Here is an 18,346-nt window from a genome sequence, read left to right as displayed (position 1 = left end):
TATCGCCATTCAGTCTAACGGCATGGCGCCTGATGGACCACGGTAGGCCTTGGGTTCTACGGGTCGATGAGAGGGCAAAGTATCGACTAAAGAAGGTGCGTAGATGATATCGGAGAGATAACATAACTCGCAGCATATATTTTTTAAGGCAAACCCTCCTGTGGAGCTATTCTATTCTGTGAAGATCATACGTCCTAATAAGTTGCCCAAACGGGCATAAATATTCGTCTAAGCCGCGCGCTATTGCGTTGTTATAGCAGTTGTCATCTATCAGGTCGGGATTGCGAGCCTCGCAAACGGATATTAACGGGCAGGTATTCCCCGTGTGGCTTACGAATTCCAGAAGTTTCTGAGCTGCATAAAACTGGAAGAATTGAGATGGTTCGTATTTTTCAGGCAATATCGACACAGCTTCGTCGCTCTGGTTGAATACAAGCGGCATGCCAAACGTTTTTAGAATGTCGGATATTTTGGTTTTGAATTCTAATTCGTCCAGTCGGTATAGTTTGCTGAAAAAAAGAGCTCCATGGAAATCTCTTTTAATAACGTTAGTCACATCTTCGACCCATAATGCGACGCTTTCAAAATTATTTTCGCGGTAACGCTTGCGTAGCTCTTCGATTAGCTGGTTGAGTCGACGACTGGATTTGGTGGAAATGGTTTCCGAAGGAACGCCGTTTGGATGCCACGTTATTCCTTCGAGTACGGAATCAATTCTTTCTGAATCTAAAAGGAGATTTCGATGTTCTCCGACAAAAATCGTGTTCAGAGCTACCATTAGCTGATTAAAAGGGTGATCGTTGTGAAGGCAAAATTCGACGAGGGCAATACGGCAATCGTCTGGCATTTCTGATAGGTTCAGGTGATCAAGAACTTTATCGATGGTTCGATAAGGGAATGCTGGCGCGCTGGTTTGCCAATGCTTAGATTCTATCTTATGAGCAATGTATTCCAGCATATCATTGGCACCAATGACGTATGGCTCGCCGGAACTAAGTGTTGCCGTGTGTTTAAAGACTCTAGCTCCAGTAGCAGGCACTACCCAAGAGGTACTATCTATTCTTTCGATGGTTAGCTCGTCTCCTTCGAGATGTCTAATTTGTCCCCAAGTGTCAGCTACTTGGTGCTCGACAAGCTCCGCATCAATCCCCCATTGGTTAAATGGCCTGATGATCCCCTCTGAGCTAGCCATGCTTGCAACCAAGTTGAAACGATGTATCTGACCTATGTTTATTCTGATGTTGTAAGATAGAAGTAAGTCTTGTAGAAAGTGTATGTACTCATGCACGAAGGTTTGATCGTGATTTGATAGAAGTGATTCCAAGTCGTCATGTGTTTCTATTTTCATAAAGAAATATGATGTAGCATAGGATCCGTCTGAAGCATTCAATCTTATTGGCATTACTTAGCTCCTAATTTCATCATTATGGATATCTATTGAAAATCTCGGCTTCGGGTATCTAACCCCTGAAGCAGGGCACTCATATCGGCGAGTCTGCCTGCAACTACATGCAGTACGCCATCTCTCGTCTCGACGGTCCCGTCCACGCGCAGTAGTTGTGACGCCACTAGCTCCTTCCGCTGGCGTTCCGCCAGGGTTCGCCAGACCACCACGTTCACCATTCCAAACTCATCTTCCAGCGTCACGAAGGTCACGCCGCTGGCGGTCCCCGGCCGCTGCCGGCCTACCACCAGGCCAGCAACCCGAGCCGGCTGACCATGGCGCCGCTCCTTCAATTCCTTCGAGCTCATCAGCCGCTGGGCCGACAGCTCCGGCCGCAGCAAGGTGAGCGGGTGCGGCCCCAGGGTGGTACCCAGGGACGCATAGTCCGAGTAGAGGTCTTCACCCACGGTCGGGGCGACCAGCTCCTGGATCTCCTCCTCAACGACCGCGCCCTCAGCGAATAGGGGCAGCTGCGGCTCGATCGCGGCCATGGCCCAGCGCGCCTGGAACCTGTGCCCAGCCAGCCCCTTCAACGCCCCGGCATCCGCCAGGCACTCCCGAGCCTTGGCATCGAGGCCTGCCCGTAGGCACAGATCGGTAACATCGCGGAATGGCCGCTGCCGGCGGGCCTGCTCAACGGCGCGCCCGGCTTTCTCGGCCAGGCCGCGCACCATCCGCAGGCCCATCCGGATCGCCGGCTGCGGGCTATCCGCGACAGCCTCGAGGCTGCAATCCCAGTCGCTGCAGGTCACGTCCACGGGTAGGGTCTGCAACCGGTGCCGCCGGGCGTCCTGCAGGATCTGGTCGGGGCTGTAGAAGCCCATGGGGTAGGAGTTGATCAGCGCCGCGGCGAAGGCCGCCGGCTCATGGCATTTGAGCCAGCAACTGGCGTAGGTGAGCAGGGCGAAGCTGGCCGCGTGGGACTCGGGAAAGCCGTAGCTGCCGAACCCCTTGATCTGTCTGAAGATGTCGGCCGCGTACTCGGCGGTATAGCCGTTGGCGAGCATGCGCGAGGTGAGCCGCTCCCGGTGCGGCTCAAGGCCCCCATGTCGCTTCCAGGCCGCCATGCTGCGCCGCAGCTGATCTGCCTCGCCCGGGGTGTAATCGGCGGCAAGGATGGCGAGTTCCATCACCTGCTCCTGGAACAGAGGCACACCCAGGGTCCTGCCGAAGACGCGCTCGAGTTCCGGCGGGTAGCTGATCTCCTCCTGACCCGTCCGCCGACGCAGGTACGGGTGGACCATCCCTCCCTGGATGGGGCCCGGCCGGACGATGGCCACCTCGATCACTAGGTCGTAAAAGGTCTGTGGCTTCAGCCGCGGCAGCATGGCCATCTGGGCGCGTGACTCGATCTGGAACACCCCGAGCGTATCGGCCCGACTGATCATGGCGTAGGTTGGCTTGTCCTCCTGGGGCACGGTGGCCAGCGTCAGCTCCTCGCCTCGGTAGCCTTTGACCAGGTCGAAGCAGCGGCGTAGGGCGCTGAGCATGCCCAGGGCGAGGATGTCGACCTTGAGCAAACCCATGGCATCGAGGTCGTCCTTGTCCCACTGGATGACTGTCCTCCCCTCCATGGCGGCGTTCTCGACCGGCACCAGGGTGTCCAGTGACTGGTCGGCGATGACGAAACCGCCCGGGTGCTGGGAGAGGTGCCGAGGAAATCCGATCAGCTCGCCGGTGAGCACCAGGATCCGGTGAAGCAGGGGGCTATCAGGGTCGAAGCCCGATTCGCGCAATCTCTCCGGTGGCGGCAGGTTGTCCGTCCAGCGGCCGCAGCAGTCGGCCAGCGCGGTGATCTGATCAGGAGGCAGACCCAGGGCCTTGGCCACGTCCCGGACGGCGCCAGCAGCGTGGTAGGTGGATACCACCGCAGTTAGCGCGGCGCGCTGTCGGCCGTAGCGACGGAAAATGTACTGGATGACCTCCTCCCGCCGGTCGTGCTCGAAATCGACGTCGATGTCCGGCGGCTCGTCCCGTTCGTGGCTGATGAAGCGCTCAAACAGCAGGTTGATCCGGGTCGGATCCAGCTCGGTGATACCCAGGGCGAAACAGACTGCAGAGTTGGCGGCCGAGCCGCGCCCCTGGCAGAGGATCCCCTGCTGCCGTGCGAAGCGGACGATGTCGTGCACGGTCAGAAAGTAGCTCTCGTACGACTTATCGGCGATCAGCTGCAGCTCCTTTTCGATCTGGGCACGCAGTCGAGCCGATAGGCCTTCAGGCCAGCGCCAGGCGCAACCCTCCTCGGTGAGAACCCGCAGCCAGCTGGTGGCCGTGTGGCCCTCTGGTACCACTTCGCTTGGATACTGGTAGCGCAGCTCAGCCAGGCTGAAGGTGCAGCGCTCGGCAATGCGGAGGGTCTCCGCCAGCAGCTCGGGCGGATAGCACCTCGCCAATGCCTCACGGGTCCGTAGGTGGCGCTCCCCGTTCGGGAAGAGCAGCTGACCGGCTTCGGCCACCGGGACGTGATGTCGGATCGCTGTGATCGTGTCCTGCAGGGCCCGGCGCCCGCGGCAGTGCATGTGCACGTCGCCGGCGGCCACCAGGGGGAGACCCAGGGCCGCACCCAGCCCCTGCAGCTGCTGCAGCCGCACCTGGTCGTCCTGATCGAAGTGGAGCTCGGCGGCGATCCACAGCCGGCCGGAGAACACCTCCAAGAGCCAGCGCGCGGACTCCGCCTCCGCGCCCCGCTCCGGTACCCAGAGTGCAGCAAGGCCAGCGACCTGGCCGAGGTCCTCGCGCAGCAGGCGGTAGCTGCCCTTTTCCGCGCGCCGGCGGGCGAGGGTGATCAGCCGGCACAGCTGTTGGTAGCCCTGCAGGTCTTCCACCAACAGCACGAGCTTGGGGCCCTGGGCGATCTGGAACTCCGCGCCGACGATCAGCCGGACGTCGTGCTTCTCCGACGCCTGCCAGGCGCGCACGATGCCGGCGAGGGTGCACTCGTCAGTGATGGCCAGCGCCTCATAGCCCATGGCTTTGGCCCGCTCGAAGAGCTGGTCAACACTGGAGGCACCGCGCTGGAAGCTGAAGTTCGACAGGCAGTGCAGCTCCGCATAGCCGGGTGTCACGCAAACCACCCCTGCACCCACCAGCCTGACCCTTCCGCCGGCGACTGGAAGGCCCAGGCCGTTCGCCCGTCGGCGAGCTCGAGCACGTAGTAGTCCCGACGGGCATCTTCACCGTCCCACCATCCGCTCTCGATACGCTCCGGCCCGCTCAGGACCCGTGACTGATCGACGTCCAGAGGTTCCGGCGCCGGCAGCAACCAGCCAGGCCGCCGATTCGGCCCTAGTGCCTGGAGCGCCAACGAAGGCGTGTCTCGCCGCCAGGCCCGCTCCGGCCGGTGATCGCCCTGGGCGCCGACCGCATAGACTGCGTCGTCGCCAAGGCGAGAACGCAGCCGCTCGCGCAGCTGCTCCCAACTCACGGTCTGTTGTGGACGGTCATCGAAGAGGCCGCGGTGCTGAGGCACGAAGGAGGGCAGTTCGTCTGCAACCAGGCCGATGGCGAGTACCGGCTCCACCACCTGCGCGGGCTCCAAGCGCCCCCGGGCAAATTCGAACAGCAGCGCCGGATCACGCTCGGGTGCCAGCAGACCTACCACGATCTCGGTCGTCGACGCCTCACGGTGTTCCAGGCGCAGAGTGAAGCGCTGAGCGCCCATGTCTCGGCCTGCGAGGTACGTGGCCAGGTCCGAAGTTAGGCGACGCAGGGGGAATAGCAGGGCCTGGGTCGACTCGACTTCGAAGTTGAGCTCGATCCGCAGCCTGAAGGTGGTTGGGGGCAGGAAAAACTCCAGGGGCAGGACCTTGCTGCCCAGCATCTGATCGAGGTGATTGAGCAGACTCAGGGGGAAGCGCCGGGCGAGCTGCGCCCGGGGCAACGCTAGCACCTGGCTGAGCTGCCGAAGCCCCATGCGGCTCAAGGCCTGGACGATCTCCGGCTCGAAGCCCAGAAGCGCCACCGGCAGCGTGCGCATAGCGCTGGCAAGGCCTGCGTCGTCCCGAACCGCCAGGCTGTCGCCGGCGTTGGCCAACACCCGGGCGGCGACTGGGTTGGGTGCAAGGGTGATCCGGTGGCCGAAGCCCAGCGCCGTGAGCTCCTGGCGCAGCCTCGCTTCAAATCTTGGCCAGGGCCCGAAGAGCGGCAGGCTCGACTGCACCTCCAGCACCAGGGCGTCGGCGAAGTGCAGGCTCACCTGGGAGCTGAACCCGTACGCCCATGCCGCCAGCAGCTCATGCTGTCGCCTCAGCGCCGCTTCGTCGTACTCCACCGTCGCAAACTGCGGGCAGATAGCCTGGGCAGCGGTGTAGGTCATCTCCGGCCGGAGGCCGAGCGCCAACGCCGCCGGGTTCGCCGCCTTGATGATCCGGCGCTGTATAGGCCCGTGGAGCAGTACCAGGGGTTCGTCCGGGTCAGGACAGTTGCGCAGCACACCGTCCAGCGCGAACTGCGGGAAAAAAATGCAGGCCCATTTCATGGCAGTCGTCCCTCAATGCCATACCCGATGAGCAAGCGCCGTTGCCGGTGGGTTGCCGCCGCGGCATTTGAGCACCCGCAATTGCTGAGGCGAACCTTCGAGCACCAGGCGTAGCGCCGCCGGTGAGGCATTGACCGCCTCTCGTTGATGGCGGAATGCGAATGCCAGGGTCTGCCCGGTCTCTGCAGCCACCTGCAGCCGGCGCAGCGCGCGATCGTCCGCGCGGCTGGGCCAGCAGAGCACCGCGCCACAGCTACCGGAGCGCAGGCACTGCTCAGCGGCCCACAGCACGTCTTTGCCCTGCACCTGGATGACGCTCAGCCGGCCGAGGTCGACGCCGGCCTGCAGCCAGGCGTGCGGGTAGAGCAGATACGGGGGAGCGATCAGCACCACGCGTTCGCCGGCGGCGGTGAGGCGCGCCAGCGTCGGCCACACGAGGGTCAGCTCACCAAGGCCCGGTCGGGCGCTCAGAATTTCGGTGAGCGCTGCATCAGGCCAACCGCCGAGGGGTAGCTGGGCGTCGAGCGCCGAGTGCCCGGTAGGCTGGGTGCTGGCGTCGTCGACGTGAGGACTCTGCCCGCGCCACACGCGCCGACTATCAAGTAGGGAGTCGAGCGCAACGACGTTCGTGGCGGCGTTATCCATGCTGCACCCCCGTCTGCACACCCGACGGTGCCGACGGCGTGCTACCACGTTCGGCCAGCAGGACCTGCAACTGCGCGCGCACCTTGAAGAGGTCCGCATGCAGGACCGAATTCATGGATTCCAGTCGCAAGATATGGCGCTGGGCACGCGAGAGCGGATCGTCGCGGTCGTCTGGGATGAGCCGATCACCACGAGGTACGTGGCGCTGATTCTCCTCTTGGACGAATTGCACGTAGCGCAGTCGGTGGCGCTGTACTTCCGCCGTCAGGACATCCCGCTCGGCGACCAGCACCCGGTTGGCCCGCTGAGCCTCGCCCAGGATGCGTCGAACCTGGTCAAGCTCTTCGGTCAGCAGATCGACCAAGTTGCGGCAGTAGGCCAGCTCGGTAGGCCGGAACAGCGACTGCTGCTGGTCGAAGCTGTCGTACTCATCACTGAGCATGTCCATAGCCGACCACCTCGATACCGTAGGTCAAAAGGTCCGAGTGCTTGGGAAAGGTACCGGGACAACCAGGGGTGCGCAGAGGATGGCGGCTGATAACGGACATGAGAGGACCTCCTATAGGGTTACTGTATAAATAGACAGTAATCATCGAAAAGGATCCCGGCAAGCTTGACAGCGACAAACGGTGAAAGCGCAACGGGGAGTCATCGGGGCGATCGCTGCGCTCATTTCGGCCAATCGCTTCGGTCGCGTGCCTTCGGTTGCCGGCTCATACAAGCAAAATCGGTAACGGCGGCTAGGATTCGATTGATTGATAATTCTGTTAAACAGAATTAATATCGCTGGAAATCATCTCCAGCGGAGCTTTGCTATGACCGACGAACGCTTTCAAGCCGCCTATGTTCCTTGCGATTTCCACTACCCAAGCCAGGGCGAGGACCCCGCTTTCCAGTCGATGCTGGCGGTCTGGAACAAGGTTGCCAAAGTGCTGGCCGCCGCGCCGGTTGGCACCGTTGCAGATCTGGGTGGGGGCGAGTATTTGCTGATGGTGATCGTGGGCGGCCAGTTGCACATGGCAATATCTCCCGACTACGAGCCGGGCAGCGCAGATATCAACGTGCACCGGCCGGAAGACTTCGACGGTATCGGTGAAGAGGAGTTTGGCGAGATCAAGGCGAAGCTCGAACAGTGGCTCGCAAATAATCGCTACGCTCCGCCGACCGATGGCAAGACGCTTGCGATGATCGCTGAGAGTAACTACTCGGTTAGCTAAGTAGTTGCAGGCTGCCTGGCGACGGTCCCCTCACTTTTTCAACCTACGCCCGCGGCGCTCACGTGCCGCGGGTGCCCTCCGCACCAGTTCCTCCCCTAAGCACCGCGGCCCGCACCTGGGCTCATGTCATCCGGTCGAGCGACAATCCCAAACATCCTACGGTGTCGACCAAACCTAACGGCCGGTTCGGGTCATCACGCCTGCCGCCTTAGTGCATCTGCATAGCGGCATTGGTGTATTGATTCGCCGGACTTCCCTTTCGCCTGTCTCCAATGGCGGGGCCGGAGGTTACCCCGGTCTTGATGTATTAGCTTCCGGGCGCGTTGAGGTCAGGATTCACCCACAGATCGTGAACGCCTCTGAACAGCATCGACGCACCCTGGACGTACTCGAGTACCGATTCGACGCAGATCCACCGGCGGCCTAGCCGCTCTGCAGCTAGCCCAGTCATGCACCGGCCCGCGAAGAGGTCTATAACCACGTCGCCGGTGTCGCTCAGGAACTGCACCAAGAACTCTGCGAGGGCCAGGGGGAACGGTGCTGAATGGGTGGGTAGGCCAGCAGCGGATAGCGCCTGCCGGTGCTGCCGGCCAATCCCGCAGGCGTGGCCGAACTGCAACACATTCTTAGGAATTGCGCCGGCGGTAGCCTGGCCATAGCTGCCTGGCCGCAGGCGGAAGGCGCCGTCACCGTAGGACGCGGTCCGCCGCTCCCCACCTTGGGTGATCAGCTGCTTGTGTCGATCGGTATGGGGCTGGAGCACGCGGCGGTTGTCTGCTTTGCACTGGCGCGGATCCTTGGCGAACCAGTACACCGGCTCCCAAGCGACGTTGAGCTGCTGGCGTGTCTTGCTGGCCCACTGCAGCGGCCCGGGCGCCTTGGAACGGTTCTCCCAGATCAGGCGGTCCATAAGCGAAAGGCCGAGACGGTCCTCGATCGCGATGACCATGCGCTCGAGGTAGGTCGAGCGAGCAGGACTCTTGGGAAGAAAGATGTCGTTCGATACGTTGAGCACTACGCTGCCTGCGGCCGACAGCTTCGGTACCAGCGGCTCAAGCACTGCGCAGATGAAGTCAGCAAATTCAGTGGCGCTTGGGTTGCCGTAGGCCCTGGGCGACTGGAGCGGGTAGGGCGGCGACGTGAGCACGCAGGTGATCGGCTCCTCGAGTCCGGCCAATGCGGTGGGCGAGGTGCCCCAAAGCGCCAAGCCCAGCGAGGTGCTAAAGCCCAACAGGGTCACACCGGGCTTCACCCTGTGGAGATCCTTGCGCGCCTTCTCGGTGAGTTGCCAGATCCCGCGCTCACCCGGCACCCGCTCGATGACATCCAGCGCCTTGAGAGTCTGCTGATGCCAGCGGATAGCCCGGGTCACGGTGCTGCGTGGGGAACCGCTACTGCCGATAGGCACAGTGGCGTGAAGAGCTGCCTGGGTGATGCCAGCGGAGCTGGCCACGGCGTCGTAGAGTTCGTTGTTCGTAAGCTGTCGCCCAGGATTCGATTTGAATACTGTCTCGACCAAGGTGAAGAGGTCGTACTGCTGTTGATTCGCCATGCTTCCACCAGGCTTAGGATCGCGGGAATAGCTCAGTTTGAAGCCTTGACTGGCGGCTTCGGAACGGCAGGAAATCTTATGGTAATTCTGTTCAACAGAATTTAAAAGACGAATTTAATCCGTCCCCAATACCAAAATCGCACCGCTATCTGCCTGATCTTTCCCTTGATTGCATTCGAAATGCCGATACTTGCGAGCTGCCACGATGCTGGCCTATAGTGCGGTGTCTAACTAACGCTGCCGGTGGTAGTGAGTACCCATGCTGTCTGAATCCCTCAACCAAAGTGATGATGCGGAGGACCTTCTAGGAGTCCTTGCGTCTAGCTGGGGGCCAGACGAGTTGGCGCGAGAAATTACGCTACTCGAGGGGATGGTTCGCCGGGATCGCCTTGAGGCAATGGTCGATGACGCTATCGATGATAGCCGTCGCCGAACCGATGGGACTGCCTATCCAGGAAGTTCGTATGTCTCAACAGAGGATGAGATAGCGAGCGGGCGCGTTGTTGTAGTTGAAGGCGTCAATCAGCTGTTTAGTGACTACGCAATCAGCGCGGCTATAAGTCGAGCTTTTTCCTTAGTCTCAGACATAGAGTTCCTTAGAGCTTCTTCAAACCGCCTTCGCTCCGCCTATGGCGGATACTTCTCCCTTGCAGCAATCCACAAGCTCGGCATTGCCACGGGCTTGCTACGGCTTGCCACTGTGCTTCGCGCGGCTTGTGCCGAGCAGCTTAAGCTTCGAACTATAGCGGACAGCGCCTGCTTCCGTGTGCCCCTCTTTTCTTACGGACCAGAGCTAAGTTGGTTCAGACATAGGTTACGGCTGACTCTCGCTTAAAACATTGATCATTCAACGTTTAACGGGATATCTGCCATGAGCAAACCTATCGTATCGTCCGCGCACTTGTGCGGTAATGAACTGCGCTGTGAACACTGCTGGGATCACCTGGCGACTCACCTTGAGCTGTCCCCTGAAGGTACTCACGACGGTGCCGAGCATTTGGTCCTGTGTCGGGAGTGTGCCTACCTGGCGGGCTTGGAGCCGCTGGAGTTGCCGGCAATGCGGGTAAGAGTTCGGTCCTATGAGTTTGACCTCACCCCTGTGATTGCCCCGGGCTGCCCGGGCAGGGTACCGCTGCGGCTGTGTCTTCAACCGGGTGAAATCCGGCTCGTAGCCCGTCCCGACCGCCGCGCAGGTTAGTGGCCTCGTCCACGCCCTATGCGTCCCTCGACGCATAGGGCGTCATCTTGAACAGCCGGTAGAAGCTAGCCAACGTCCTGCACGAACTCAGAGGTCACGAGGGTCTGCATCACGCCCTTCTTCTTGAGCACAGGGCCCCAGGATTCTATCCGGTAGCGGCCGTTTTCCTTGAGGATCTGGGTCCCGAACTCTTCGTTCAAGCGCAGCGCGTAAGTGTCGATGTTTCCTTGGGAAAGACCGGTGTATGCAGCGACGGTGACTGCAGAAGCGTGCTCGAGCTTTGCGATCGACGCGAGCACTACGAGCATTCGGCCGCTATGCCCCTTCGGATACTGAGGCACGCCGTTCTGGTTTTTGGATAACGAGGACATAGGGATCATCGCCTGTTCTGATGAACAGAACTATACCTGAAAGCCGGCGGGGATCCATCTTCCTGCAGTGGCCTGCACTCGCATGCTGGAAGGGAAGACAGCACCGATGCAGGTAGTCGGACCGCCTTGCTAATTCCGGCCGGTCATGGCCGAGGGCCGCGGTTCTGATTGGCCGGCCCGGCCGACGGATCCTGCCCTTCGCCCGGGGCGGAAAGACCTGCCACGCGATCGTGGAGCTGGTCGAAGACCGACTTCAGCGAGCCTCGTCTTGCTGCTGCTTCTGCTGCTCCTGGAGCTTCTGAAACTCTTGGCGCATGAAGTCGCTCGCTGTACGCGCGAAATGCATCATCGAGTCGTATTCGCATGGCGTCAACGGATTCTGCATGTCGTAGGTGACCTGCTTCGCCTTGGGTGAGCATGTCGATTCCATAACCAAACCTCTCTTGCCACATCTGATTCATCGCGCTGCCGTGTCTTGCATCGATCGCAGCGAGCATTTTCTGTTTCACCGGGAGCTCGAGCGCCCCGGGGTGTGCGGTCATAACGCTGATCAGCATCACATTCCCGCCGCGGTTCTCGAGGTACCCGCGAAGAGCCGCGACGGTACCACCCATGGTCAAGGTATCGTCGACCACCAGATAGTCTTGGCCAGCGGTTACATCACCCTTGAACACTGGGTTCGCCACCAGACGATAATCTGAGCCGGAATTAGTCCGGTGCACCCGATGCTTCTGGCCAATGCCCACCTCGACCTCGAGGTTAAGGTGAGACGCGATCGCCGAGGCATATGCCAAGGGGATCATGTTGATGCCGGAGGCCTCTGGCGCAATGACAGGAACCACTTTCGGCTGCCTGTCACCGATCGCCTCGCGGAGCTGTGCAATTAGCTCAGCAGTAACGAGCCGGTTGACCAGGCGAACCGCAGCAGCCGGATCTCCACCCTTCGCGCTCGCGTAATCAATGTCCTTGCCAACGGAGTTCAACTCACCGTTGCGTATTACGGCCGGAAAATCCCCCCAGGGGGCACGCTCGCTTCTGTCCATGCGACTTCACAACTGCAGGTTGACCTGTAGTGTCGCGCAAAAAATGAGACGGTGCCAAGGTAACCGCTGGTCTCGCCTCACGCCTTATTGAACAGATCGTCCTGAGTTTCGGTAGGCGGATCCGTCTCCTCTTCAGGAGTCTGGCTCGCCGACTGCTTGTCCAGGAGATCCAAGAGCTCGAGGAGCTTGCCGGCCGGCAGGCTGACCGGCACTAGCACTTCGGCCTGGCCCTGCTCCAGGGCTTGGCGATCAATTTTCTGCTCGCCCAGCGCGGTACGCAGGGAGCCAGAGATGCTGACCAGCGACGCCAGGTGAGGCGTGACATCCTTCAGCTTCAGCCTGGGAGCGGTAGCCGGCTTGGGCGCGGCATTGCGATGCTTCGGCATCGCCGACGCCTTACCCAAGGCATCGGCAGTTGCCAGCATCTTCCGAACTTCGTCGAGGTGATTGGGGCCACCCTGCTTCTCGTCCTTGATCAGGGCGATAACGGACGAGGCGCGGATTCGACCCTGACGGATCGCGTTTTTGACCTCTTGTTCGGCCTCGCAAAGGAGGAGGTTACTGGTGATGTGCTCGGCGCTCTTGCCTCGTCTGCGCGCAATGTCGGCTTTGCTATTGCCCTGGTTGAGCAACGTGCGATAAGCCTCCGCGCGCGATACCGGGTCGACATCCAACGAGTCCTGCGCCCCGAGCATGTGAAAGATGATTTCGGAGCTGTTGCCTACGAACTCGCGCAGTGCAAGGTGGAGCGTATCGGCAAGTTCGGGCTGTTCCTTGATTGCAGCTAGCGCGGCCAGCGTACGGTGATAGCCATGGACGAGGGTGATCTGACCATTCTCCATCCGCACGTCGATCGCCGGCGGCATCTCGCCCATCAAGATCCGCTCTTTGTAGCGCTGAACCACATCCCAATCGATGGGACGGATGTTCTTCGCCGTGTCGTATGAGATCTCGAGAGGGGAGGCGGTGTGCTGGCGCAGCCGGCCGAGCTTGCGGACGTCTTCGCCATTTTTCGCCTGGGTTTCCCGCAGTTCAGCCAGCGACCGAAGGGAGGTCGGTACCCGTGTCTTTCCAGTCATTGCGTCATCTCCTTGGGAATGCCCTGAAGCGTTTCGATGCTGGTAGTGTATATACGATACCAAGACGAAAACAAGAGCTTTGATGAGCGAAATTCGAATTTTTGGTTTTGGGTCCGTCAGTCAGGAAGGGGCGTCACCAGGCCGCGCTTGCGGTAGCTACCTACAGGTCAGCAGGATCCTTTGAATCGCTGTCCTGAGGGCGCTCGGGAGCATGTTCCGGAGCTGACTGCTCGATCCTAAGACGCAACCAGCGCGTTCCGCCGAGCTTGATGAATTGGGCGTGATCCTCGGCCGACAACCTAATGCTTCGGATACCAGCCGTACCCGGAACGTTCCAGCTCGCCTTAAGCTCCTGGCCTTCGACCGCTTCGCCTTGGCGTAGCTCACGCCGAAACCATGTCACTCCGCCCAGAGCGTGGAACGCCGCGTAGTGAGGATCACTCAGGCGCACCGCGCGCGGGATCGCTACCGTCTCCGCCTCCCGCGGCTTCCCACCTGACTGCCGAGGGCCACCGTGAGGAGGTAACCGCCGAGACTTGGAGGAGCTGGTGATCTTGGTCCAGTCATCATCATCGACGCCCCGCGCGAAGACCGCCCCAGGATCATCGAGCGCTACTTTTCGCTCGCTCGAGCTCGAGGTAATGCCTCCGTGTGTCTTGAGGATGTACGCAGACACGTTGAGAAGCTTGGCAGCATGGGGGTAAGACGGCGCGGCCACGATCTTGCGGATGCCTGGCAATTCCAGCGCATATACCGTGAGAGAGGTCTTAGGCATCGGCAGCGAGCCTGCGGTGCCGCACGATAGACCATCGCTCTCGGGTAGCACTGGTTCGTTCGGGCCCGGGTGTGCACACGTGGCTGCTAATCATTTTTTCGGCCGCCCATCGCGCTGTTGCTCAGGGCGTTCCAACGCTCCGCATAGAGGCTCAGTGCCTGTTCGGATGGCATTTCAAAAGAATCGCCAGCGCGCAGGAGGAATTCGCAAAAGCTGTTGACGGCGGCCAGGCGTATTTCCGCTTGAGAGGTATCGTTGGCGCTGGCCTTTCCAGGGAAGGGTCCGGATGTCCCCAGGCCAGCTGTGAGTAGCTTGGAAAGGAGGCCGAGTGGCGCGGCGGCGAAAGACGGATGCAAACGAGTGGTGACCTTCAAGACGTCCGCGACCAATGTTTCGAGGCTGCCCCGGTCCACCGGTTCCGTTGTGTTGGAAAGGCCTGGTGCAGCAGCTACTGCCGTGTCCAGCACCGCAGCGTACAGCTCCGAATTGGGCGAGCCGTTGTGCCGGAAAACAAGCTGGTCGCCGGAACGAATTTCGAAACTGCCGTCGGCCGTCGACGCATGGTGAAGTGGTGCGTGCGGCAGCGCTGACAAAGCGACCCGCAACTGGCGTAGCGACTCATCCATATAGGTGACCTCCAAGGCGTTATACAGGCAACGAGAGGCGTATCACCGCGTTCTCGCCTTGGTAATGTATATACGATACGTCGCGCGCGTCAATCGCTGTAGGGATGAAGGGCCAGACGTTTCGGGCCGTTGAGGTGAAGTGTTCGGGGCCAATCTGATGACCGGCCGGGCCGTCGCCATTGCCGTCCAAAAGCATCCGGTATAATATTTCTGTGCGGTATATAAGATTTGCGCTTTTGCGTCGGAGATCGGAATGCTACCTAGATCGCTCGTAGCGGTACTTGCGGTTGCAGCCATGCAGTGCGCGTTTGCAGGGGACTCAACCGGGAATCGGGCTCAGCCCCCTATCAACATGCCCTATGGCATCGTCGGGAACACCTGCCCCGGATTCGGAGCAACAGCCTTCGATTCCAACGGCTCAATACTTTCTTGCCAATCCGGTGTTTAAGCGAAGAGAGCCTTAGAACTACCTCTTCGCTTCTTTGCGCTTGGTTTGCAGGCGACGTTGCACCACAGCCTATCTTACCGGCGTAACCTCTTCCATGTTCTCTGATCAGGTCGCACGCAAAAAACGTCGTGCTTGTCAGGAAGTTAGCCTATCTCACAGCAACGTCGCGGTGCGCGCGCGGCCTCTGTACTATCTGATGGCGTTATTCGCAGCTACTTCGCGCAAGACACATTAATATATGTGTTGGGGTCAGACTTATACGGTTTATCTGAGTTGAAGCCCGCGCCGTATTCCGTGATATGACCAAACTTGGCATTTTTCTTTGCAGCGCAATAGCGCGACGCACACGTCAAGTTGTATTGAATTAGCGTGAAGTCATCCCCGCCTGGGCAGGAGCCATTCACGGCCGAGATCGTTATATCGAAGCTCTTGAATACCGCGAGCTGGCTCCATCGATTGCCCTGACAGCTAAGCAGTGTACCGCTAGATGCAAATGCTCTCAGGCCGTTGGCGCTACAGGGCTCGCCGACAGTAGCGATGGTTAACGAGACGGTGGGATTGGCGCGAATAGCAGTTGAGTCCGCTGCGTGGAGGTTCGCCGCGAAGAGCGGGAGAGCTAGTTTAGCAATCCGCAAAAAGTAGCGAGCGATCATTTAGAACAGCTCACTACGACGGCGGTGTTTCCAGAAGAATTATATGGCCTGTCGGTATTCCAGCCGTTTCCAGTTTCAATGATCATTCCGTACGAATAGTTTACGACTCCCTTGCAGTAACGAGCACCGCAGGTGACCCGATAAGTCATGTCACCGTAATAGGGTGGGTTGGGGTCAGCATTGGATCCTGACCCGGTACAGTTGGGATTTACTTGAGAGACAGTCGTCGAGAAAAGGGAGAAGGTCAGCGGCTGCGCCCACACACCGGATTGGCAAGATGGCCGAATCTTTGATCAGTACTTGCAACAAAAAATCGTTGCATAGTCATTCTGGCCGATGGCGATCCCGGGTGTTGAGGACCACCGCTGTCCACTACCTCCAGTATCCCATCCTACTTTGGTGTAGCCGGTGGGGCAGGCATAGGTGGTGACGTCATTCGAACTGTATCCGTTGATCGTCTGTGCCATGCAAGTTGGCGACGATGCTCCGTTCGAGCGCCACGCACCGGATTGGCAAGGTAGTCCTACTGCTGCGCGCAAGTTATCTCTAGATACCCGCCATCGTAAATTGGGTTGTTACCTAAGTCACAATAGAGGCGGGTCGTTATCCCATCAGTAACCAGCCCCTCATAGCTCCCCTGATACTGAGAGGGGCACGCTGAGCCGGTGACGGAAAGCACGAAGTCACCCTTGTCGCATGAAACAGCGACTTCGCCCTGGTCGACGCCTTTGGTGGCGCTGCGCTTGTAGGTGTTTTTGTAAGGCTGAACACCTTGATACTTCCACGCACCGGATTGGCAAGGCGAGAGCCGACTGGAGGGCTTTTCACCTTGCGACTTTCTCGCAGAAAGGTGTTAAGCCGCCGCTGATGACTCGCTGCGAGTTTCGGTCTCCAAGCTCGGGAGCATGACGATCCGTGCGTTGGCCGGCAAGGCTGTGAGGTATTCGTCCGGCTGCGGGATCGGTTGGCCCTGCATCAGCAGCGTCAGGATCCGTTTCAACAGCAGGGCCTGAGCATCCTGCAGTGCGCGATCAGGACAGTCCGAAACGACTTGGAGGTCGCCGAAGTCCGGTATCAAGACCCGATAGGTCTCATCCGGCATCGCTTCGCACGCGGCCGGGTAGGGGACTAGGAGGTCCAGCAGGGCCTGTCGACCGCGGTGCCTGGTGCCCTCCAGCTTCCGTACGAGCTTCGTTGCTCTGAGGTGGGTATATCGTTTGAGCATGCTTAAGCTCTTATGCCCGCTGATTGACGCGATCTCCATGACGTCCAGGGTCCCCAGCTCGAACAGCCTGGAGATCGCTTCATGGCGCAGGTCATGGAAGTGCAGATCCTCGATGCCGAGCTTCTTGAGCATGAACCTCCAGGTGCTCTTCAACCCGTTTGAGGTGTATCCGAACACCGGACCGTTCGCCTTCGGCTCGAGCTGCATCAGCACGTTGCGAGCTTTTACGCTCAGTGGGACGTCACGCTTGCTGCCGTTTTTCGTCTCCGCCAGGTGAATGATTCGGCTTCGGAGGTTTACTCGCTCCCACTGCAACCCAAGGAGCTCTCCCTGGCGCATCGCCGTCTCGAGCGCCAGGCGGATGATCGCGGCAAGATCTGGGTTTGGATAGCTCTCCGCATAGCGCATAAGCAACCTTTCTTCACGCGGCATGAGGCGGCGCTCACGCCCCGGAGATGGCTTGGGTTTTCGCACCTTGAGCACCGGATTTTCATCGCAGGTCCCCCATTCGATACGGGCGATATCAAACAGGTTTGAAAGGAGCGCTAGCTCAAGGCGTACGGTTGCCGGCGAGAGTGGTTGTCCGGTTTTCGCATTCTGCTGCGCAAGCCTGGTGTCCCGGTAGGTGGCTACGTCGACGGAGGTCACGTCGCGCATGTTCTTCGCGGCCAAGAATGAGCGCTTGAGCTGCTCGATCCGGTAGGTCTCTTGGGCGAATCCTTTCTTGAGGATGGACACCTTGGCCCGGTAGAGGTCCAGGGCGTCTGCCATCAGCATCTGGATCATGTGCGACTCTTGCCACCCAAAAGGGCTGGAGTCTAAAAGACGGCGCCGCCGAGGTCAGCGTCTCGGCTGAAAAAAACTCAAGTGACTTGAGTTCTGAAGGTCATCACTCGTCGCGCCTGCACGCACGTATCCCCCCTTCCTCGAACCCTATCCAAGCGTCAGCCCGCTGGGTGGAGATCTTTGCATTCTAGAGCGTATGGTCGCGAAGTGGGTTGCCTCGACAAAGGCTAGCAGTCGTTAAATATGCACGATATAGTAACCGTGTATGGTGTATTTGGCTGAGGCCGAGGTTGGACTATGAAGCATCTCGAATGGGTGGCCGCGGCTGTCTTCACGTTCGCAGTGGCCAGCAGTGCACAGGCAGACGCGGTTGGTAACGCAGTGTCCTCTGTGACGGGGACTACAGGAGCACTTCCGACAGTGACGGTGCCTGTCATCAAATCCGATTCGACGACGATGAGCCAGCCTTCGGTTGCGCTTTCTATCGTAGCGGAAGGCGGTACCTGTGGCGGTATCGGCGCGCGCGCCTACACGTCGACAGGCGCACCGGTCGAGTGCATCAACTACTCATGGGCAAAGCCGGTGCGTTGGTACAACGGCACCGTCTCGGCTGGTGCAACGTGTCAACAGATCGGTTCTGGGTCCTTGGCTTTCGATTCGAGCAAGACGCTTTATGTCTGCAAGTAGTATCCGCCGGCTGAAGTCCGTAGCAGCGGTTTCCGCGTGTCTGCTGTGGAATCCCGTCTTGGTTAAGGCTGACACCTGGGATTCTGTTCCCAGTGGAAGCGCCACGGGTAACCTTACATG

Annotated in this window: 13 protein-coding genes and 1 pseudogene; 2 read left to right on the top strand and 12 right to left on the bottom strand. The window is 59.8% G+C overall.

Annotation, left to right across the window (positions count from 1 at the left end; translation table 11 throughout):
• Positions 1-166: 166 nt before the first annotated feature.
• From OXS31_RS15845 to OXS31_RS15825, 5 genes are all read right to left on the bottom strand, one after another.
• Positions 167-1,192: a hypothetical protein gene (locus tag OXS31_RS15845; protein ID WP_267400295.1), complete on the bottom strand. Its 1,026-nt coding sequence runs from the start codon at positions 1,190-1,192 to the stop codon at positions 167-169.
• Positions 1,193-1,434: 242 nt separating this feature from the next.
• Positions 1,435-4,530, bottom strand: a complete 3,096-nt coding sequence (locus OXS31_RS15840) for an error-prone DNA polymerase (RefSeq protein WP_267400294.1) — start codon at positions 4,528-4,530, stop codon at positions 1,435-1,437.
• Positions 4,506-5,921: a DNA polymerase Y family protein gene (locus OXS31_RS15835; protein ID WP_267400293.1), complete on the bottom strand. Its 1,416-nt coding sequence runs from the start codon at positions 5,919-5,921 to the stop codon at positions 4,506-4,508. Before OXS31_RS15835 ends, OXS31_RS15840 begins: the two co-directional genes overlap by 25 nt.
• A 12-nt stretch (positions 5,922-5,933) precedes the next feature.
• Positions 5,934-6,566: a translesion DNA synthesis-associated protein ImuA gene (imuA, locus tag OXS31_RS15830; RefSeq protein WP_007162493.1), complete on the bottom strand. Its 633-nt coding sequence runs from the start codon at positions 6,564-6,566 to the stop codon at positions 5,934-5,936.
• Positions 6,559-7,014: a hypothetical protein gene (locus OXS31_RS15825; protein ID WP_267400292.1), complete on the bottom strand. Its 456-nt coding sequence runs from the start codon at positions 7,012-7,014 to the stop codon at positions 6,559-6,561. The genes imuA and OXS31_RS15825 overlap by 8 nt, the downstream gene beginning before the upstream one ends.
• Before the next feature lie 367 nt (positions 7,015-7,381).
• Here OXS31_RS15825 and OXS31_RS15820 point away from each other — a divergent pair, with 367 nt between their 5' ends.
• Positions 7,382-7,783, top strand: coding sequence for a hypothetical protein (locus tag OXS31_RS15820; RefSeq protein ID WP_267400291.1), 402 nt, complete (start codon positions 7,382-7,384; stop codon positions 7,781-7,783).
• Positions 7,784-8,090: 307 nt separating this feature from the next.
• Here OXS31_RS15820 and OXS31_RS15815 read toward each other — a convergent pair whose 3' ends face one another.
• From OXS31_RS15815 to OXS31_RS15785, 7 genes and pseudogenes are all read right to left on the bottom strand, one after another.
• The gene (locus OXS31_RS15815; protein ID WP_267400290.1) at positions 8,091-9,335 is read right to left on the bottom strand and encodes a site-specific DNA-methyltransferase; all 1,245 of its coding nucleotides are present in this window, start codon (positions 9,333-9,335) and stop codon (positions 8,091-8,093) included.
• A 1,263-nt stretch (positions 9,336-10,598) separates the two neighbouring features.
• Positions 10,599-10,904 (bottom strand): hypothetical protein, encoded by a 306-nt coding sequence (locus tag OXS31_RS15810; protein ID WP_267400289.1) that lies wholly within the window; start codon positions 10,902-10,904, stop codon positions 10,599-10,601.
• Positions 10,905-11,047: 143 nt separating this feature from the next.
• Positions 11,048-11,947, bottom strand: coding sequence for a phosphoribosyltransferase (locus tag OXS31_RS15805; protein ID WP_267400288.1), 900 nt, complete (start codon positions 11,945-11,947; stop codon positions 11,048-11,050).
• A gap of 77 nt (positions 11,948-12,024) precedes the next feature.
• Positions 12,025-13,026 (bottom strand): hypothetical protein, encoded by a 1,002-nt coding sequence (locus tag OXS31_RS15800; protein ID WP_267400287.1) that lies wholly within the window; start codon positions 13,024-13,026, stop codon positions 12,025-12,027.
• An 861-nt stretch (positions 13,027-13,887) separates the two neighbouring features.
• Positions 13,888-14,427 carry a hypothetical protein gene (locus OXS31_RS15795; RefSeq protein ID WP_267400286.1) on the bottom strand — a complete coding sequence of 180 codons (540 nt, stop codon included), beginning with the start codon at positions 14,425-14,427 and terminating at the stop codon, positions 13,888-13,890.
• 1,394 nt (positions 14,428-15,821) lie between these two features.
• Positions 15,822-16,019, bottom strand: a pseudogene (locus OXS31_RS15790) (shufflon system plasmid conjugative transfer pilus tip adhesin PilV); the annotation flags it as partial.
• A gap of 362 nt (positions 16,020-16,381) precedes the next feature.
• Positions 16,382-17,539, bottom strand: a complete 1,158-nt coding sequence (locus tag OXS31_RS15785; RefSeq protein ID WP_267400285.1) for a site-specific integrase — start codon at positions 17,537-17,539, stop codon at positions 16,382-16,384.
• 297 nt (positions 17,540-17,836) lie between these two features.
• Here OXS31_RS15785 and OXS31_RS15780 point away from each other — a divergent pair, with 297 nt between their 5' ends.
• On the top strand, positions 17,837-18,226 hold the full coding sequence (locus OXS31_RS15780; RefSeq protein ID WP_267400284.1) for a hypothetical protein: 390 nt from the start codon (positions 17,837-17,839) through the stop codon (positions 18,224-18,226).
• Positions 18,227-18,346: the final 120 nt, after the last annotated feature.

Origin of the sequence: Pseudomonas sp. GM_Psu_1 (assembly GCF_026544185.1) — a bacterium.
GTDB lineage: Bacteria > Pseudomonadota > Gammaproteobacteria > Pseudomonadales > Pseudomonadaceae > Chryseomonas > Chryseomonas oryzihabitans.
The sequence above is the reverse complement of the archived record's forward strand: the minus strand, read 5'-3'. Positions and strand labels throughout refer to the sequence as shown.